Source organism: Haematobacter sp., from assembly GCF_032102465.1.
Lineage (GTDB): Bacteria > Pseudomonadota > Alphaproteobacteria > Rhodobacterales > Rhodobacteraceae > Haematobacter.
Window position 1 is genome coordinate 143,437 of record NZ_DAMDHB010000001.1, and the last position, 18,302, is coordinate 161,738.

21 protein-coding genes are annotated in these 18,302 nt (G+C 64.7%); 4 read left to right on the forward strand and 17 right to left on the reverse strand.

What is annotated here, in order from left to right; genetic code table 11:
* Positions 1-61 precede the first annotated feature (61 nt).
* From RT513_RS00695 to RT513_RS00715, 5 genes are all read right to left on the reverse strand, one after another.
* Entirely contained in the window at positions 62-625 is a 564-nt protein-coding gene (locus tag RT513_RS00695) for an ATP F0F1 synthase subunit B (protein ID WP_290689488.1), read from the reverse strand.
* A 5-nt stretch (positions 626-630) separates the two neighbouring features.
* Entirely contained in the window at positions 631-1,152 is a 522-nt protein-coding gene (locus RT513_RS00700) for a F0F1 ATP synthase subunit B' (protein ID WP_290689490.1), read from the reverse strand.
* Between the two features lie 71 nt (positions 1,153-1,223).
* Entirely contained in the window at positions 1,224-1,460 is a 237-nt protein-coding gene (locus tag RT513_RS00705) for a F0F1 ATP synthase subunit C (RefSeq protein ID WP_035706080.1), read from the reverse strand.
* Between the two features lie 49 nt (positions 1,461-1,509).
* The gene (locus RT513_RS00710; RefSeq protein WP_290689805.1) at positions 1,510-2,220 is read right to left on the reverse strand and encodes a F0F1 ATP synthase subunit A; all 711 of its coding nucleotides are present in this window, start codon (positions 2,218-2,220) and stop codon (positions 1,510-1,512) included.
* Positions 2,221-2,260: 40 nt separating this feature from the next.
* Positions 2,261-2,596 (reverse strand): AtpZ/AtpI family protein, encoded by a 336-nt coding sequence (locus tag RT513_RS00715; RefSeq protein ID WP_035740992.1) that lies wholly within the window; start codon positions 2,594-2,596, stop codon positions 2,261-2,263.
* A gap of 223 nt (positions 2,597-2,819) precedes the next feature.
* Between RT513_RS00715 and RT513_RS00720 the strand changes: the two genes are divergently transcribed.
* Entirely contained in the window at positions 2,820-3,167 is a 348-nt protein-coding gene (locus tag RT513_RS00720; RefSeq protein WP_290689494.1) for an ArsR/SmtB family transcription factor, read from the forward strand.
* On the opposite strand, the gene nusB is transcribed toward RT513_RS00720, so the two are convergent.
* The 11 genes from nusB to dnaG form a co-directional block, all read right to left on the reverse strand.
* Positions 3,164-3,631: a transcription antitermination factor NusB gene (gene nusB / locus RT513_RS00725; protein WP_088213838.1), complete on the reverse strand. Its 468-nt coding sequence runs from the start codon at positions 3,629-3,631 to the stop codon at positions 3,164-3,166. The two genes, RT513_RS00720 and nusB, sit on opposite strands and share 4 nt — an antisense overlap.
* Positions 3,628-4,140, reverse strand: a complete 513-nt coding sequence (locus tag RT513_RS00730; RefSeq protein ID WP_088213839.1) for a 6,7-dimethyl-8-ribityllumazine synthase — start codon at positions 4,138-4,140, stop codon at positions 3,628-3,630. The genes nusB and RT513_RS00730 overlap by 4 nt, the downstream gene beginning before the upstream one ends.
* Before the next feature lie 4 nt (positions 4,141-4,144).
* A complete protein-coding gene (ribB, locus tag RT513_RS00735) occupies positions 4,145-5,260 on the reverse strand; it encodes a 3,4-dihydroxy-2-butanone-4-phosphate synthase (protein WP_179209091.1) in 1,116 nt (371 codons plus the stop codon).
* Positions 5,245-5,850 (reverse strand): riboflavin synthase, encoded by a 606-nt coding sequence (locus RT513_RS00740; RefSeq protein WP_290689497.1) that lies wholly within the window; start codon positions 5,848-5,850, stop codon positions 5,245-5,247. The genes ribB and RT513_RS00740 overlap by 16 nt, the downstream gene beginning before the upstream one ends.
* Positions 5,851-5,922: 72 nt before the next feature.
* Positions 5,923-7,035 carry a bifunctional diaminohydroxyphosphoribosylaminopyrimidine deaminase/5-amino-6-(5-phosphoribosylamino)uracil reductase RibD gene (gene ribD, locus RT513_RS00745; protein ID WP_290689499.1) on the reverse strand — a complete coding sequence of 371 codons (1,113 nt, stop codon included), beginning with the start codon at positions 7,033-7,035 and terminating at the stop codon, positions 5,923-5,925.
* A complete protein-coding gene (gene nrdR, locus RT513_RS00750; RefSeq protein ID WP_035706100.1) occupies positions 7,032-7,499 on the reverse strand; it encodes a transcriptional regulator NrdR in 468 nt (155 codons plus the stop codon). The genes ribD and nrdR overlap by 4 nt, the downstream gene beginning before the upstream one ends.
* A 119-nt stretch (positions 7,500-7,618) precedes the next feature.
* Complete coding sequence (locus RT513_RS00755; protein WP_290689502.1) at positions 7,619-8,026, reverse strand: secondary thiamine-phosphate synthase enzyme YjbQ; 408 nt, start codon at positions 8,024-8,026, stop codon at positions 7,619-7,621.
* Positions 8,026-9,519 carry a DNA recombination protein RmuC gene (gene rmuC, locus RT513_RS00760; protein ID WP_290689504.1) on the reverse strand — a complete coding sequence of 498 codons (1,494 nt, stop codon included), beginning with the start codon at positions 9,517-9,519 and terminating at the stop codon, positions 8,026-8,028. The genes RT513_RS00755 and rmuC overlap by 1 nt, the downstream gene beginning before the upstream one ends.
* 63 nt (positions 9,520-9,582) lie before the next feature.
* Positions 9,583-9,969 (reverse strand): hypothetical protein, encoded by a 387-nt coding sequence (locus tag RT513_RS00765; protein WP_290689506.1) that lies wholly within the window; start codon positions 9,967-9,969, stop codon positions 9,583-9,585.
* A 99-nt stretch (positions 9,970-10,068) separates the two neighbouring features.
* The gene (rpoD, locus tag RT513_RS00770; protein ID WP_290689508.1) at positions 10,069-12,066 is read right to left on the reverse strand and encodes an RNA polymerase sigma factor RpoD; all 1,998 of its coding nucleotides are present in this window, start codon (positions 12,064-12,066) and stop codon (positions 10,069-10,071) included.
* 70 nt (positions 12,067-12,136) lie between these two features.
* Positions 12,137-14,077 (reverse strand): DNA primase, encoded by a 1,941-nt coding sequence (gene dnaG, locus RT513_RS00775; protein WP_290689510.1) that lies wholly within the window; start codon positions 14,075-14,077, stop codon positions 12,137-12,139.
* Between the two features lie 220 nt (positions 14,078-14,297).
* Here dnaG and RT513_RS00780 point away from each other — a divergent pair, with 220 nt between their 5' ends.
* On the forward strand, positions 14,298-15,728 hold the full coding sequence (locus RT513_RS00780) for a Glu/Leu/Phe/Val family dehydrogenase (protein WP_088213846.1): 1,431 nt from the start codon (positions 14,298-14,300) through the stop codon (positions 15,726-15,728).
* Positions 15,729-15,746: 18 nt separating this feature from the next.
* Here RT513_RS00780 and RT513_RS00785 read toward each other — a convergent pair whose 3' ends face one another.
* A complete protein-coding gene (locus tag RT513_RS00785) occupies positions 15,747-16,355 on the reverse strand; it encodes a TetR/AcrR family transcriptional regulator (protein WP_290689512.1) in 609 nt (202 codons plus the stop codon).
* Between the two features lie 244 nt (positions 16,356-16,599).
* Between RT513_RS00785 and RT513_RS00790 the strand changes: the two genes are divergently transcribed.
* A complete protein-coding gene (locus RT513_RS00790; RefSeq protein WP_290689514.1) occupies positions 16,600-16,863 on the forward strand; it encodes a hypothetical protein in 264 nt (87 codons plus the stop codon).
* 120 nt (positions 16,864-16,983) lie between these two features.
* Positions 16,984-18,270: a homoserine dehydrogenase gene (locus RT513_RS00795; RefSeq protein ID WP_290689516.1), complete on the forward strand. Its 1,287-nt coding sequence runs from the start codon at positions 16,984-16,986 to the stop codon at positions 18,268-18,270.
* The last annotated feature ends 32 nt before the right edge of the window (positions 18,271-18,302 follow it).

The following is an 18,302-nucleotide window of genomic DNA, read 5'->3' on the forward strand; positions in this document are numbered from 1 at the left end:
GATGTTGAAATGGAAAAAGCCCGGCAATGCTGCCGGGCTTTTTCCGTCTGGACAGACGCCTTCAGTGAAGGCGCTTTTCCACTTCGCCAAGGGAGCGGTCGATCATCTCGTTCCCCTCATCCCTGGTCATCTGCTTGGCAATGACTTCGCCTGCGGCGGCAACTGCGATAGCCACAGCCTCGTCACGCACCTTGCGCACGGCTTCGGCTTCCGCCACACCGATCTGCCCTTCGGCAGTCTGCAGCCGCCGAACGACAGCGCGTTCGAGATCGACCTTGGCTTGCGCGGCGGCAGCCTCGGCTTCCTTCTTCGCGTTCGCGACGATCTGCTGCGCCTGATCCTGAACCTCGCGCTGGCGCCGCTCATAGGAAGCCAGGATTTTCTGCGCCTCCTCACGAAGCGCCTTCGCTTCTTCCAGCTCGCTCTTGATCGTGACTGCCCGCTTGTCGAGCAGGCCCATGATCTTGCCCGGCACACCGAACCACAGCAGGATGGCGACAAAGACCAGCGCGCCTAGCATCACCGTGAAGTTCGTATTGTGGAAGGTGAAGAACCCGTTCGCCGACGCAGCGAGCGCTGGGTTCGCAACCGTCAGCGCCACGGCGGTGGTCGTTATGATTCGCATGACCCTCACCCTTTCACCCGCTGATCGACTGCCTGCACCAGCGCGTCGTCGCCGGCACGACCACCCAGAGCGGTCACGATGGCGCGCGCGGTCTCATGCGCGACTTCACGTACGCTCTCCGCAGCACCGGCGCGGATATCCGCGATCCGCGCTTCGGATTCGGCAGTCCGGGCCGCGATTTCCGCATCTGCATGCGCGATCGCCGCATCGAGGTCCTTCTGGATCTCGGCACGGGCCGCCTCGGCGATGCGGCCAGATTCTGTCCGCGCGTCGGCGAGCGCCTTGGTGTAGGCCTCCTCCGCCGCTTTCGCCTTCAGCTTGAGTTCTTCCGCCTGGGCGATGTCGTTGGCAATAGTCCCGTTACGCTCGGACAGCACGCCGGAGATCCGGGGCAGCGCGATGCGCGTCAGGATGAAGTAAATCGCGCCAAGCGCGATAAGGAGCCAGAAGATCTGGTTTGGCCAGACCGAGAAGTCGAGCTGCGGCATACCCGCCGCGGCGACCGCCTCCTCCTGTGCGTAATCCATGTCGCGTCCCCCGAAAGCCTGAAGCGGGCGGCGCCAGGCACCGCCCTACTGTCGTTCGTCGATCCGTCGGATCAGACGGCGAACATCAGGAGGAGGGCGATCAGGAACGAGAAGATGCCCAGAGCTTCGGCGAAGGCGATGCCGACGAACAGGTTCGCCGTTTGGCCCGGAGCAGCGGACGGGTTCCGCAGCGCGCCTTCGAGGAATTTGCCGGCGATGTTACCGACGCCGAGGCCAGCGCCCGCGAGGCCGATGGCCGCGAGGCCAGCGCCGAGGTATTTGCCCATGAGAGCGAGTTCGCCTTCCATGTCGTATCTCCTTGATGGGAATGGCTGGGATAAGTTGATCCGACCGGGGTCAGTGGTGGGCGTCGCCCACCGCGTCCTTCAGATAGACGCAGGTCAGAATGGTGAAGACGTAGGCCTGCACAACGGCCACGAGCACTTCCAGCCCGTAGATCGCGGTGACAGCGAGAATGGAAACCGGCGCGATGGCCAGAACGGTGGCGAAACCGGCGAACACCTTGATGACGGCGTGGCCCGCCATGAGGTTGCCGCCAAGCCGGATGGAGTGGCTGACCGGACGCACGAAGTAGGAGATCACCTCGATCACGGCAAGGATCGGCCGCAGCGCCAGCGGCGCCGAGGTCACCCAGAACATCTTGAGAAATCCCGGACCCTTGCGGATGAAACCGATGATCGTGACCCCCAAGAACACCAGCAGCGCCAGCGTCACCGTCACGGCAAGGGAGGAGGTCGTGGTGAAGGAACCAGGGATCAGGCCCAGCAGGTTCCCGAACAGGATGAACAGGAAGAAGGTAAGCACCCAGGGGAAATACTTCACCCCCTCATGCCCCGTCACTTCTTCCACCATGTTGTAGATGAAGCCATAGATCAGCTCTGCGACGGACTGGCTGCGCGACGGGATGATCCCGCGACGACGGGTGCCGAGCACCAGCACCGCGAAAATGGCCAGAACGGCGAGAGCGAGCCACAGCGTCACATTGGTGATCGTGTACCAGTGAACCTCGCCGCCGCCGAACAGCGGCTTGACGACGAACTGATCCATCGGGTGGATCGCAAAGGGGCTCGAGCTTTCGTGTTCCAAGTCAGTTTCCCTCGTCGTCGCGGCTGGCAGGCGCCTGCCCGGTCTTGGCGTTCAATTCGGCAGCGGTGCCGAGCATCGTCTTTACCCCGGCCACAAGACCGAGAAGAGTGAAGATCACCAGCAGGATCGGCAGCGTCCCGAACAGATAGTCGAGCCCGTAGCCAATACCGAAGCCGATCAGCAGACCGGAGACCATCTCGATCACCATCCGCCAGGCAACTTCGCCCTGGGTGAAACCACCCTGTTCCTTGCGTGCGACGGGGGCCTTGTCCCGCTTCATTCGGGAGAGCCGTTCTTCGAGCTGGCGCAGCCGCTCCTGATCCGGTTCTTCCGTCATTCCCGCACCTTCCGGAAAGTTGCGGCGAACCTAGGGGGAGCTTGCGCTCAAGTCAAGCTGACATATTAATTTAGAAATGCGATGTAATATACTGTTATTATTTGATTTATTATCATTAATACTTTCGGCCTATAGCCGTGTGCGACATGTTGGCGCCCGCAGCTTGCGCGTGTTATTCAACCGACAGGTTGACCGTCAGGTGCCTTCCGGCCTATGGCGGCGCATGGACACTCGACTGGACTTGGTGTTTTCGGCCCTTGCGGACCCCACGCGGCGCGCGATCCTTGCGCTGCTGCTGGAAGATGACATGGCCGTCAGCGATGTGGCGCAACCTTTCGACATCTCGCTCGCGGCGATTTCCAAGCACCTCGCGATCCTCGCGGGAGCAGGTCTCATCACGCAGGAGAAGCGCGGCCGGATCAACTGGTGCAAACTCGACCCGGACGCCTTGCGCGAAGCCTCCGTCTGGATGCAGGGCTTTGGGCAATTTGAGCCGGTGGAACTCGACGCCTTCGAGCGGTTTCTCGAAGTCGAGTTGCGGGCGGGGAGCGAAGACGCCCCCTCCCCCTAGAACGCTTCGGGCCGGGCCTCGCGGGCCATATGGTCAAGCACGGCGTTGACGAACTTCGGCTCCCGGCCATCCGGGAAGAAGGCATGCGCCACATCGACATATTCGGTGATGACGACACGCGGAGGCGTATCGGTGGCGGCAAGCTCCGCCCCCGCCGCGCGGAACAACGCGCGGATCACCGGGTCGATCCGGTCGATGGGCCATTTGGCGACCAGCGCACGGTCCGTCATCTGGTCGATCCTGGCCTGCCAGGTCACCGCGCCTTCCACCACCTTGCGGAAGTGATCGACATCGCCCTCGGTCAGCGCCGTTCCCTCGTCGATCTCGGCGCCGAAACGCCATGTCTCGAACTCGCGCATTACCTTGTCCACAGTGGTGCCGGAGGCCTCCATCTGGAACAGGGCCTGCACGGCGTAAAGCCGCGCAGCCGACCGCATCTGCCGTTTGTTGGGAGCGCTGGTCATTCGCCAGCCTTCCGCACGAAACCGACTTCACGGGGCACGCGCTTCAGCGAGCGTGTGAGCGCGACCAGATGCAGCGCCGCAGCCGCCGCCCCGCCCCCCTTGTCCTGGCCATCCGGGTCGGCGCGGACCACCGCCTGGTCGCGGTTCTCAACCGTCAGGATACCGTTGCCGAGACAGGCGCCGCCAAGGCCGAGCTGCATCAGACCGCGGGAGCTGTCGTTGCACACGGTCTCATAATGCGTCGTCTCCCCCCGGATCACGCAACCGAGCGCGACATAGCCGTCATAATCCGACTGCCGGAGCGCGATGCCGATGGCGAGCGGAATCTCAAGTGCGCCGGGCACTTCAACCAGCTCCCACGTCGCGCCGGACTTCTCCAGCATCGCCTTTGCCCCCGCGACAAGCGCGTCGGCGATATCCTTGTAGTAGGGCGCTACGACGATCAGAACCTTCGGGGCTGTGTCGAAAGCCGGAACCGGCGGCGAGTAATGCGTTTCGGCCGAGGCCATGGTTTCACTCCTTGGGGATCGGCCGGGTGCCCTCGATGGACAGACCGTAACCGTCAAGGCCGACGACGCGCGGTGTCGGCGAATTGGACAGCAAGATGATCTTGGACAGACCGAGCGACGCGAGGATCTGCGCCCCCACCCCGTAATGCCGCAGCGTATGGGGTGCGGCCTCCTCCTGCGTGGAGAGTTTCATGGAGGTATCGCGGATCAGCACCATCAAACCCCGCCCTTCCGACGCGATCAGGCGCATCGCCGCGGCCAGATTGCCCGATGCCCCGCCGATGCCGAGCGCATCCTCCAGCGGGTCCAGCGTGTGAACCCGCACGAGAAGCGGCTCCGCCAGGCCGATATTGCCCTTGGAAAGCACGATATGCTCCGCCGCCTGCGTCTCATCGGAATAGAGCCGCATGAGCCAGTCGCCGCCATAGGCAGAGGTGACCTTCTTCACGGCAACCTCATGCACGAGGTTGTCGTAGCGACGGCGATAGGCGATCAGGTCGGAAATCGTACCGATCTTGATCCCATGTTTCTGTGCGAAGGCGACGAGATCGGGCAACCGCGCCATCGTCCCGTCCTCGTTCATGATCTCGCAGATCACGCCCGAGGGGTTGAGACCAGCCAGCCGGGCGATATCCACCGCCGCTTCGGTGTGGCCGGCGCGGACGAGCACGCCCCCCTCTCGCGCGCGAAGCGGAAAGACATGGCCCGGCGTGCCGATATCGCTCGCGCCCTTGGTGGGGTCGATCGCGACCGAGACGGTACGCGCGCGGTCATGCGCAGAGATCCCGGTCGTCACGCCTTCCCGCGCCTCGATGGACACGGTGAAGGCGGTTTCGTGCCGGGTGGAGTTGTTGGCCGACATGAGCGGCAGCTTCAGCGCGTCGATCCGGTCTCCAGTCAGGGCAAGGCAGATGAGCCCGCGCCCGTAGGTCGCCATGAAGTTGATCGCGGAGGGCGTGGCCATCTGAGCCGGAATGACCAGATCGCCTTCGTTTTCACGGTCTTCATGGTCAACAAGAATGAACATCCTGCCGTTCCGGGCATCGTCGATGATCTCCTCGATGGAGGAAACGGCGTCGGAATAGACAGAGGGGGTATGGTCGATCACGGCTTGCTCCATTCCCGCAGGCGTGCGACATAGCGCGCCAGCGTATCGATCTCGATATTGACGACCTGACCCACGGCGAGCTTGCCCCAGGTCGTCACCTGTTTGGTATGCGGGATGAGGTTCACCCCGAAGTCCGGTCCGTTGACCTCATTCACCGTCAGCGAAATGCCATCGAGCGCAATGGAGCCTTTGGGTGCAATAAAAGGGGCGAGAAGCTCCGGCGCCTTGAGGGTCACGCGGGTGCTGTCTCCCTCATGACGCATCTCCATGATCTCTGCCATGCCATCGACATGGCCGGAGACGATATGCCCGCCCAGTTCGTCACCCACGCGGAGCGCGCGTTCCAGATTGACCGGCCGGCCAGCGACCCACGCACCAAGCGCGCTGGCGGCAATCGTCTCCGCCGAGATATCGACCTCGAACCAGCCGGAGGTGTCGGAATGCCCGGTTTCCACGACCGTCAGACAGACGCCGTCACAGGCGATTGATGCCCCGAGGTCGATCTGGTCCACGTCGTAACGCGTGGAGATCCGCGCGCGCAGATCGCCCCGCTGCTCCAGCGCCAGCACTTCTCCGATATCGGTGACGATCCCCGTGAACATGGCCGGTTCCTTTCGCGCCTACCCCTAGCTCCACTGGGCGTGAAGGGCAAGACGGAGCAAGGCGGCGATGCTTCAGACCGCCTCCCACTGGGTCAGCATGTCAGCACCGATCGCCCGGCTTTCCCGCAGGCTGAACCGCGGCGCATCCGCCAGTCGGTCGAGCAGCAGCGGCCCCACGGCGGCGTGACCGTCCGCCCCTATCGCGCGACCGGCTGTAAACATGGCCAGATCGTCCACGACCGCCGCGCGAAGCAGGGAAGCCGCGAGCATCCCTCCCCCCTCGCAGAACACCCGCGTCAGGCCCTGCGCGCCAAGGGCTGCGAGCATGGCACGCGCGTCCAGCCCACCCGTCGCGTCCGGGGACACCGGCAGCAGGCGCGCACCCGCCTTCTCCCAGAAGCGTCGCGCCGCGGCAGGGGCACGCGCGGCATCGAAGAGCAGCCAGACCGGCGGCCCCTCCGCCGCCGTGCGCGCAAGCTGGCCATCGACCGGCAGGTCCAGCGCCGCAGCGGCCACCACGCGGACGGGGGAAGGCACATCGCCCAGATCGCGCACCGTCAGCCCGGGATCATCCGCCCGCGCGGTTCCCCCCCCGATCAGCACGGCATCATGGCGTGCCCGCATGAGATGCACGTAGCGCCGGGCCTCCGCGCCGGTGATCCAGCGGCTTTCCCCTGTTGCCGTTGCGATACGGCCGTCGAGCGTTGTCGCAAGCTTGAGCGTGAGCATGGGACGCCCTTTGCGCACACGGCTCAGGAACCCCCGGTGAGACCGTTCCGCCATATCCGGCAAGGCATTGGCAAACACCGCCAGCCCCGCCTCCGCCAGCATTCGGTGCCCCCGCCCCGCAACGCGAGGATCGGGATCCTCAAGCGCGCTCACCACCCGTGCGATACCGGCGGCAATCAGCGCCTCCGCACAAGGGGGTGTCTTCCCGTGATGCGAGCAGGGCTCGAGGCTGACATATGCGGTGGCTCCCCTCGCGGCATCGCCAGCATCGCGAAGCGCCATGATCTCCGCATGGGGCCTGCCACCGGGCTGGGTCCAGCCGCGCCCGACGATGCGTCCGTCCCGCACGATCACGCAGCCCACCGCCGGGTTCGGCCACACGCATCCCCATCCGCGTTCGCCGAGCGCGATGGCCATTGTCAGATAGCGGGCGTCGCTGTCGCTGAGCCTCTTCACTCTTCTGCCGGACTGGTGGGACGAAGCTCCGACACGAACTTGTCGAAATCGTCCGCAGCCTGGAAATTCTTGTAAACGCTGGCAAAACGCACGTAGGAGACGGTATCGATGCGGGCCAGGGTCTCCATCACGATCTCGCCGATCACCTTTGAGGGGATGTCCGTATCGCCAAGGCTTTCCAGCCGCCGCACGATGCCGGAGATCATCTGGTCGATGCGTTCGGGATTGATGGGCCGCTTCTGCATGGCGATGCGGATGGAGCGTTCCAGCTTGCCCCGGTCGAAATCCTCCCGCCGTCCGGAGGATTTGATGACGACCAGATCGCGAAGCTGCACCCGTTCATAAGTGGTGAACCGCCCACCGCAGGCCGGGCAGAACCGGCGTCGACGGATCGAGACATGATCCTCCGCAGGCCGGGAATCCTTGACCTGCGTATCTATGTTTCCGCAGAACGGGCAGCGCATCCGCCTTCCCCTTGTCGCATTTCATGACTTATCCACAGTGACTATAGGAACACTCCCACCCCTTGGGTAGTGCCCATTTCAGCCCCCAGATGTTGGGTGACGGCTGTGGCTGGGCTGCGTCACATGAAATGCAGCGCGATCTTCCGGGAATGCGGGGCTGCACGGTGCTCCATGAGGTAGATCCCCTGCCAGGTTCCGAGCAGCATACGCCCCCGCGATACGGGAATGGAGAGCGAAACGGGCAACACGGCCGCCTTGATATGGGCGGGCATGTCGTCCGGCCCCTCGGCGCGGTGAACCAGATAATCCATGCGGGGGTCGTCGGCATCCGGGACAAACCGCGCGAAGAAGGCCGCGAGATCCCGTTGCACATCCGGGTCGGCATTTTCCTGAATCAGCAGGGAGCAGGACGTATGCCGGACAAAGAGCGTCAGAAGGCCGTCCTGCTCGGGCAGCAGCTCCGCCACCCTTCCGGTAATCTCGTACATCCCCCGTCCGCGCGTCATGATACCCAGCTCAGCCAACATCACTCGGCCGCGTGACTGGGAAGGAGCGGCGTGTCCTCCTCCTCATCGAAGTCGAGCGCCATGCTGCGGTTGCTGCGCGCGCCCAGCTTCTTGAGCTTGTCCACCTGCCCAAGAACGTTCCCGCTGCCCCGCGAAAGCTTGGAGACAGCCGCTTCATGCGCCGAAGCCGCGCGCCCTAGATGCGTGCTCACCGAAGCGAGGTCGTCCACGAAACCTGCCACCTTGTCATAAAGAAGCCCCGCGCGGCGGGCGATTTCCTCGGCATTCTTCTCCCGCCTGTCCACCGTCCAGACATGCTCGATCGTGCGGAGGGCGACCATCAGGGTCGTCGGCGTCATCAGACCGATCCCACGCGCCAGCGCATAGGAGGTCAGATCGCCCTGCTCGCGCAGCGCTTCCGACAGCGCGCCCTCTATCGGCACGAACATCAATACGTAATCGACGGCCTCGGCATCCGTGCCCGCGTAGTCCTTGGCCCCCAATCGGTCGATATGCGAGCGGATTGCAGCAACATGGTCCCGGATGTGCAGCACCCGCTCCTCCGGGCTACCGGCGTTCACGGCGGCCTCATAGGCGACCAGCGAAACCTTGGAGTCGATGATGACGACTTTACCGCGCGGCATCCGCACGATCACGTCCGGCCGGAACGTCTTGCCCGCATCGTCGCGACGGACGGCCTGCACCTCATAGTGAATGTCGCGTTCCAGCCCGGATTCCTCCAGAATCCGTTCCAGAATCATCTCCCCCCAGGCACCCTGCCGCTGCTTGTCCCCTTTCAGCGCACGGGTGAGGGCGACGGCCTCCTGACTGATCTCCTCGGACCGGCGGTGAAGCAGCGAGATCTGTTCGCCGAGCCGTGCCCGCTCCAGATCGGCTGCGCGATGAACGTTGCGCAGTTCCTCCTCGAACCGGACGACATGCTCGCGGAACGGGTTCAGGAGCGCCGTGAGCCGGTCTGTCTGCGCCTTGGAGAAATCGGCATTCTGGCGGCGCAGGGTTTCATCCGACATGTCGCGGAACCGCGTGGTCATCTCCTCGCGCAGCTCCTTCAGGAGCGCTATCTCACGCGCGGCGGCTTCCCTGTCCTTCTCCATGGCCATTTCGCGACCGCGCGCCTCGACCCGGAGCTTCTCTCCCTCGCGCCGCGCCAGTTCGAGGGCCGACTGGACCTGCCCCGCCTCCTGCCGGAGGGCACCCAGCCGGTCGCGAAGACCCGCTACCGTCTCCTCCAGCCGCTCGGCGCGGACATGCGCCTCCGTCGCGCGCTCCTCGGACCGGGCAAGGGTCGCAGTGCGCTCCGCAAGCTTGTCCTCCCGCTCCGCAAGGCGGGTGCGAAGCTCCCGCATCTCCCGTTCGGACGCATCGAAAGCGTCTGCCGCATCGCGCCTCATCCGGCGGGCGCGCAGCAGCCCCAAAAACAAGATCAGGGAGAGCAGACCAAGGCCACCCAGCAGATATTGTATGTCCTGCGGTAGGCTCTCCAAGGGCGTCATGAGTGTCTCCGATTAGGGTTCACCCATTGTTCCGCTCTCAGCCGGGTCGTGCAAGCGAAAATTTCAGTCCCGATCTTCCGACGGATTCCAGCAGAACTGCTCCGCAAAGCTACGGTTGAAGGAGCCGTCCTGCCGTCCGCCAAGGGTAATGACGCCGGTTCTCCCGCCGCTGTCCTCCGGCGACAGGGAGAACATCACGCCGCGCCCGCCACGCATCGGAGGGGGCGTGACCCGCCAGATTCGCCCCGCAGCAGGGAGACCTTGACGTCGGGCGAATTGTGCAGCGGCGCACCACAGGTCGGACTCTCCGACCGCCCCTCTCGGCTGAACGACGAACCGGTTCGCATCGACCGGATCCACGCGCAATCCGCTCCGTGTGACAGCCGCCGCCGCGGGGCCGGAGAGGAGCGCCGCGAGGGCAGCACCGGAGAGGAGTTTTATCAGCGTCATGGAGGGCCTCCTTCTTCCCGCAAACATATAGGGCGCATTCCCGCGGAGGGGAATGCGCCCAGAGATCAATCCGACCGTCTGCCGAGGACGACGAACGGTTTACTGGTCGAGGAACGAGCGGAGCTTGCGGCTGCGGCTGGGATGCTTGAGCTTCCGAAGCGCCTTGGCCTCGATCTGCCGGATCCGCTCGCGGGTAACGGAGAACTGCTGACCCACCTCCTCCAGCGTGTGATCGGTGTTCATGCCGATGCCGAAACGCATCCGCAGAACCCGCTCCTCCCGCGGGGTGAGGGAGGCCAGAACCCGCGTCGTCGTCTCCTTCAGGTTTTCTTGAATGGCGCTGTCGAGCGGCAGGACGGCGTTCTTGTCCTCGATGAAATCGCCGAGCTGGCTGTCCTCCTCGTCCCCGATCGGGGTTTCGAGGGAGATCGGCTCCTTGGCGATCTTCATCACCTTGCGAACCTTCTCCAGCGGCATCTGGAGCTTCTCGGCCAGTTCCTCCGGCGTGGGTTCGCGGCCGATCTCATGCAGCATCTGCCGGCCGGTGCGGACCAGCTTGTTGATCGTCTCGATCATGTGGACCGGGATACGGATCGTGCGGGCCTGATCGGCGATGGAGCGGGTAATCGCCTGCCGGATCCACCAGGTCGCATAGGTGGAGAACTTGTAGCCGCGCCGATACTCGAACTTGTCCACCGCCTTCATCAGGCCGATGTTGCCTTCCTGAATGAGATCAAGGAATTGCAGACCACGGTTCGTGTATTTCTTCGCGATGGAGATCACGAGCCGGAGGTTCGCCTCCACCATCTCCTTCTTGGCCTGCCGGGCTTCCTTCTCACCCTTCTGTACCTGGGAGACGATGCGGCGGAATTCCTGGATATCGACGCCGACATACTGGCCGACCTGCGCCATTTCGGCCCGCAGCCCTTCCACCTTGGCGCGCGACTTTTCGATCAGCACCTGCCAGCCCCGGCCCTGCTTGCCCGCCATGCGTTCAAGCCACGTGGGGTCGAGTTCATAGCCGCGATACTCGTCGATGAACTCGCGCCGGTTGATCCGCGCGGCATCGGCCAGCTTCACCATGTTCGAGTCGATCGACATGATCTTGCGGTTGATGCCGTAGAGCTGGTCGATCAGCGCCTCGATCCGGTTGTTGTGCAGATGAAGCGAGTTCACCTGATGGACCATCTGGCTGCGCAGCTTCTGGTAAGCCGTCTCCGCTTCCAGAGAGAAGGTATTGTCCTCGTTCAGCGTGGCCGACATGCGCAGATCCTGCATCTCGGCAAGACGTTCATAGTCGGAAGCGATGGCGTCGAGCGTTTCCAGCACGCGCGGCTTCAGCGCGGTCTCCATCGCGGCCAGCGACATGTTGGAGCCGTCTTCATCCTCGTCATCGTCGTCGGACCGCATGATGGGGTTGCCATCGGCGTCCAGCTCCGGCTCTGCGGAGGAAGCGCGGCGGGGGGCGGCATCGGCTCCCTGCTCCATGTCGAGCCCATCAACCACAGGGCCTTCCATGTCGTCATCATCCATGGAGCGGCCGAAGGTCGCCTCCAGATCGATGACGTCGCGCAGCAGGATGTCTTCCGACAGAAGCTCGTCCCGCCAGATGGTGATGGCCTGGAAGGTCAGCGGGCTTTCGCAGAGCCCGGCAATCATCGTGTTGCGACCGGCCTCGATCCGCTTGGCGATGGCGATCTCGCCCTCGCGCGACAGCAGTTCGACAGAGCCCATCTCGCGCAGATACATCCGTACCGGATCGTCGGTACGGTCGAGCGTCTCGGACTGGACACCGGCGATGGCAACTTCACGGGAGCCGGAGGTTTCCACCACCGCTCCGCCCTCGCTCTCCGTTTCCTCGGCTTCATCGTCCTCGATGACGTTGATGCCCATCTCGGACAGCATCGCCATCACATCCTCGATCTGCTCGGAGGAAACCTGCTCAGGGGGCAGGACGGCGTTCAGTTGGTCGTAGGTGATGAACCCCCGCTCGCGCGCATCCGCGATCATTTTCTTGACCGCGGTCTGGCTCATGTCGAGCGTGATTTCAGCATCCTGATCGTCCGTCTTGCCGTCGTCGGTTTCCTTGATGGCCATGCGCTCTCCTCGGGGGTCCGAATCATGGGTGCGGTTTATCGAATCGTTCAGCCGAATCACAGCCGATACGTCATCGAGGCTTCCTGTTCTTCACCCAGATCTCCCTATCAATCAGTGTCTGAAGATGCCGCGACAGGGCCGAGCGGTCCTCTCCCAGGTCACTGGCATCCTCGTGATGTCTTCTTCCGGCGCGTTCGACCGCCTCAGCGGCGCGACCGAGTCGCCATGTCAGCCCCTCGTCAACCACTCCGCCGAGGTCCTCCACAGCGTCCTCGATCTCTTTCCTGGCCCCGCGTCGCGCGTCTAGTTTGGCGAATTCCTCGGCCAGACACATCTCGGCCAGTTCAATATCGCCCTGATTGCGGATCGGGGGTGCGATGGTCACATGGCTTGAACTCCACAGTTTTTCAAGGGCGGGCGCGGCCTCGGAGGCTATTTTTGCCTGTATCCCTTCCGGTTCTGCCTGACTGTTGCGCAGGATTGCTATCCTCAGGGCACGATGATCAGGAGAGATCATCTCCGTCGCTTCCAGATCCGCCTCGAATCGCTCGATAAGTGCAGGATGTGTGAGGAGCGTTGCGAGAATCACCGCTTCCCGCAGCGAATCCTCCACCCCGTCCGCCGTCGCCAGCAGGGAGCGGCGGGTGGCCGGCGCCGGACCGACGGGCACTGCCGGTTTGCCCCGGCGGCTCTGCCCGCCGAATCGGCTGCGCGGAGCAGCGGCCCCGCGCCCGAACAGGTCCTGTCGGAGGCGGGCGATCTCCTCGCCATAATGGCGGCGGAGCGAAGGGTCGCGAATCGTGCGCAGCACTTCGCGCAGACGCTTGTCCAGTGCGGCGCGGCGCTCGGGGCTGTCGAAGACGTGGCCTTCGGTTTCCCGCCGCCACAGCAGGCTCACCATCGGTTCGGCCCGGTCGATGACCCGCTGCATCGCGCCGCGGCCCTCGGCGCGGATCAGGTCGTCGGGATCACGTCCTTCGGGAAGCAGGGCGAACCGCAGGCTCTTGCCTGCCTCCAGAAGCGGCAGGGCCAAGTCCACCACACGAAGCGCCGCGCGAATCCCGGCCTTGTCGCCGTCCAGCGCCACCACCGGCTCATCGGCAATCCGCCACAGAAGGCGGAGCTGCTCCTCCGTCACTGCCGTTCCCAGCGGCGCCACCGCCGCGCCGAAACCCGCCTCCGACAGCGCGATGACATCCATGTAGCCTTCGGCGACCAGAAGGGTGTTGCCCTTCCCCGCCGCCTCCCGCGCCGGCCCGATGTTGTAGAGCGTCCGCCCCTTGTCGAAGAGCGGCGTTTCCGGCGAGTTCAGGTATTTCGCCCGCGCGTTCGGATCCAACGCCCTTCCGCCGAAGGCGATGCACCGCCCCCGTGCATCCCTGATCGGGAACATGATGCGCCCCCGGAACCGGTCGTAGGGGGTGCCCCCGTCATCCGGCGCGATGGCCAGCCCGGCCTCCACGATCCGCTGCGGCGCGATGCCCGCGCCCGTCAGATGCGACCAGAGCGCCGTCCGGCTGTCCGGCGCATAACCGATGCCGAACCGCTCCCGCCCCGCCATGTCGAGCCCGCGCCGATCCAGATAGTCCCGGGCCGCAGCCCCTGCCCCGCCCGCAAGCTGCAGCCGGTAAAAGCGTACGGACGCCTCCATCACCTCTACCAGCCCGGAGCGGAGATCCGCGCGCTCCTGCTCTCCGGCGGTGCGCTGGGGCATGGGCATGCCAGCTTCGCGCGCAAGGATTTCGACGGCTTCGATAAAGCCAACGTTCTCCGTCTCCTTGACGAAGGTGATCACATCGCCTTTCGCGTGGCAGCCGAAACAGTAGTAGAAGCCCTTGCGGTCATCGACGTGGAAGGAGGCGGACTTCTCCTGATGGAAAGGACAGGGCGCCCACATGTCACCCTTCCCCTGGTTGGACTTGCGCAGATCCCACGACACCTTGCGCCCGACCACCTGGGTCAGCGAAAGACGCGAGCGCAGTTCATCAAGGAAACCGGGGGGAAGACTCATCCGCCGATTATCCGGTGAACCGTCGTCTCTGTCCATGCCTCAGACCCGATCGCGCCGGAGGGTAACGACCGTGTGGCGCGCGCAACCCGAACGGGGTGGGGCAACGCCCGGGAGGCGGCAAAAGCCACAGTATGCCCGGCGTGCCATTCTGCCGCTATCGACGCTACGTCACGCCATGCTAGATCCGCATGGACTCGCTGCGAAATCAGAAGGAATTCCAATGGCGACCGCAGTCGAACCGAGCTTCCGCGATTCCGTCGATCTCATGTATGGGCGCGCCGTGAAGCTTCTCGATCTCTCCCCCGGGCTGGAGGAGAAGATCAGGGTCTGCAACTCCACTTATGTCGTCCGCTTCGGCGTGCGCCTGCGGGGGCAGATCCACACCTTCACCGGCTACAGGTCGGTGCATTCGGAGCATATGGAGCCGGTGAAGGGCGGCATCCGATATGCCCCCACCGTCAATCAGGACGAGGTGGAGGCGCTGGCCGCGCTGATGACCTACAAATGCGCGCTGGTGCAGATCCCCTTTGGCGGCTCCAAGGGCGGGCTCTGCATCGACCCCCGCGAATGGGAGGAGCACGAGCTGGAGCGGATCACCCGCCGCTTCGCCTACGAACTCATCAAGCGCGACCTCATCAACCCGTCCCAGAACGTCCCCGCCCCCGACATGGGCACGGGAGAGCGGGAGATGGCGTGGATCGCCGACCAGTATGCGCGGATGCATACCACCGACATCAACGCCGCCGCCTGTGTCACCGGCAAGCCTGTCCATGCGGGCGGTATCGCCGGGCGGGTGGAGGCGACAGGGCGCGGCGTGCAATACGCGCTCCGTGAATTCTTCCGCTACCCGGAGGATGTGCGGCGCGCGCATCTCTCCGGCGGGCTGGACGGCAAGCGGATCATCGTCCAGGGCCTCGGCAACGTCGGCTTTCACGCCGCGCAGTTCCTGTCGCTGGAAGACGGCGCGAAGATCACCGGCATCATCGAGCGGGACGGCGCGATCTATTCGGAAGACGGGCTGGACGTGCTTTCCGTCAAGGAGTGGATCAGCCGGCAGGGCGGCGTGAAGGGCTATCCCTTCGCGACCTTCATCAGTGACGGGTCCAAGCTTCTGGAGACGGAGTGCGATATCCTGATCCCCGCCGCGATGGAGGGCGTCATCAATCTCGACAATGCCGCGCAGGTGAAGGCGCCCCTGATCGTCGAGGCTGCGAACGGGCCGATCACCGCGGGGGCGGACGAAATCCTCAGGCAGAAGGGCGTCGTGATCCTGCCCGACATGTATGCCAATGCCGGCGGGGTCACGGTGTCCTATTTCGAATGGGTCGGGAACCTCTCGCACATCAAGTTCGGCCGGATGGAACGGCGGCAGGAGGAGGCGCGTCACCGTCTGCTCGTCGATGAGCTTGAGCGGCTCGCCGCGGACAAGGGCCTGGACTGGACGCTGTCGCCCGGCTTCAAGGAGCAGTATCTCCGCGGCGCGGGAGAGATCGAGCATGTGCGCTCGGGTCTCGATGACACGATGCGCGAGGCTTACCAGTCCATGCGCGAGATCTGGAACGGGCGCGGCGATGTGCATGATCTCCGCATGGCGGCCTACATGGTCGCGATCGGGCGGGTCGCGACGGCCTATCGCTCCAAGGGTCTGTGATCCTGCAAGGCCGGTAGTTCAGGAGTTGGGGGCGTTCATCGCCCCCACTGTTCCATGGGCCAGCCCGGTGTAAAGCCGGGTGACGCCTTCCCTGCTCAACCGTCCGCCAGAGCGATACCAAGTGTTGACCCCTGTCAGCATCGCGATGAGCGCAAGCGTGGTGACACGCGTATCAGCGATACGAAAGACCCCGGCCCTTACGCCTTCGGACAGGATCGCTTCCAGGGCATCCTCATATCGGCGGCGCAGGCCCTCTATCAGAGCGAAGTTCGCCGGCTCCAGACTGCGGAGTTCCATGTAGGAGACGAAAACCGCTTCCGGGCGGTCGAGGTTGAAACGCAGGTGGAACGCGACGAAGGCATCGAGTCGCGCGCGGGGATCACTCCCAAAGGGCGCTTCCCCCTCCCAGGCGGAGAGGATGTCCTGCATATGCGTATGCATGAGGTCGAACAGCAGGGTCTGCTTGTCAGGAGTGTAGAGATAGAGTGCGCCCGCCTGCACACCCACCTCCGCCGCGATCCGCCGCATGGAGACGGCGGCATAGCCTTCGGCCGCGAAAAGACGCAGCGCGGCATCCTGCAAACGCTGGCGGGTGATATCGGATCGGGAACCTGTCGTGCGCGCCATGCGTTCAGCCTTAACTGAACAATCGTTCAGTTCCAAGCCGATGCTGTGCCAGGTCTGCGCGGGCAGGTCTTCGCGATGTCGGGCCGGTGCGTGGTCAGGCCGGCGCGATGACACGCCAATTCGCTGTCTGGCCGGCGGGATGGCAGACCGATGCGCTGGAAGCGCGCTCGCCCTTCGGCTTGCACAGCCTTGCGGCCCATGCGACTCTGACACCGGCGCATGTGAAACCTTCCCGGAGAACGCCTTGCCAATCCGCCCGCCCCTTCTGCTGGTTGCACTCGCCGCAGGCCTGCTTTCCGCGTGCAGCCCGCCGGATGCGCCCGAGATCCGCACATTGGGAAGCGCGGAGGCCAGGCGCGAGCCCTACCCGGAGATCGTGCCCACAGGCCCGCTGCTTGCGCAGGCAACAACGCGCGTCACCACGGACGATACCGCTCAGGTGCAGGCGGCCGGAGCGGAGACTGCGCGCCGGGCGCGACTGCTGCAAAACCGCAACCTCGACCAATAGCCCGATGCGTGAGGTGGATGTGCAGCGACGCCACGCCTCCGCCTGCGCATAAAGCGGGCGTTGCGGTAGCCTCTGCAAGCCGCTAACAGACGCGGGCTGGATTTTGCACTGGAGGATACCATGACCACGCCCCTGCGCCTCGGCCTCGCCGGACTCGGCACCGTCGGCACCGGCGTGATCCGCATTATTCAGACGCATCCCGACCTCATTACGGCGCGCGCGGGGCGCCCCGTCACGATCTCCGCCGTTTCGGCGCGCGACCGCAAGCGCAACCGGGGCGTCGATCTCTCGGGTTACGCTTGGGAGGATGATCCCGTGGCGCTGGCCCGCCGGGACGATGTGGATGTCGTGGTGGAAGTGATGGGCGGATCCGATGGCCCCGCGAAGGCCGCGACCGAAGCCGCCATCGCCGCGGGCAAGGATGTCGTGACCGCAAACAAGGCTCTGCTCGCCCATCATGGTCAGGAACTGGCCAGGCAGGTGGAAGCCGCGGGAACGGCGCTCCGGTTCGAAGCGGCCGTCGCTGGCGGCATCCCCGTCATCAAGGCACTGACCGAAGGCCTTGCGGGCAACGAGATCAAGCGCGTGATGGGCGTGATGAACGGCACCTGCAACTACATCCTGACCCGGATGGAAAGCGCGGGACTCCCCTATGAGACGGTGTTCGAGGAGGCCCGCGCGCTCGGCTATCTGGAGGCGGATCCGAGCCTCGACGTGGATGGGATCGACGCGGGGCACAAGCTCTCGCTCCTCTCCGCCATCGCATTCGGAACCGAGGTGGACTTTGATTCGGTGGAGCTGGAAGGCATCGGCCAGATCTCCATCGACGACATCCGGCATGCCGGAAACCTCGGCTTCCGTATCAAGCTTCTGGGCGTGGCGCAGATGACGGGCCGCGGGCTGGAGCAGCGGATGACGCCCTGCCTCGTCCCCGCGCAAAGCCCGCTGGGCCAGCTCGAGGGCGGCACCAACATGGTTGTGCTGGAGGGCGATGCCGTGGGCCAGATCGTGCTCCGTGGCCCCGGCGCCGGCGAAGGGCCGACCGCCTCCGCGGTCATGGGCGACGTGATCGACATTGCCCGCGGCGTGCGGATCCCGCCTTTCGGCCGCCCGGCAAGCAGCCTGACACACGCCATTCCGGCCAAGGCCGCCGTGCCTGCGCCCTACTACCTGCGCATGACGCTTCTGGACAAACCCGGCGCGCTGGCCCGGATTGCCACGCAACTGGGCGACGCGGGGATCTCCATCGACCGGATGCGCCAGTATGGGCATAGCGAGCCGACCGCGCCGGTCGTCATCGTCACCCATCGCACCATGCGCGATTCCATCGACGTGGCGCTCGCAGGATTCCGCGATACCGGCGTCGTCGTGGGCGAGCCCGTGGCCATCCGGATCGAGGCGGTCTGAAAGACGCCTTCCGCCGCCATGTCCTGCCGGCA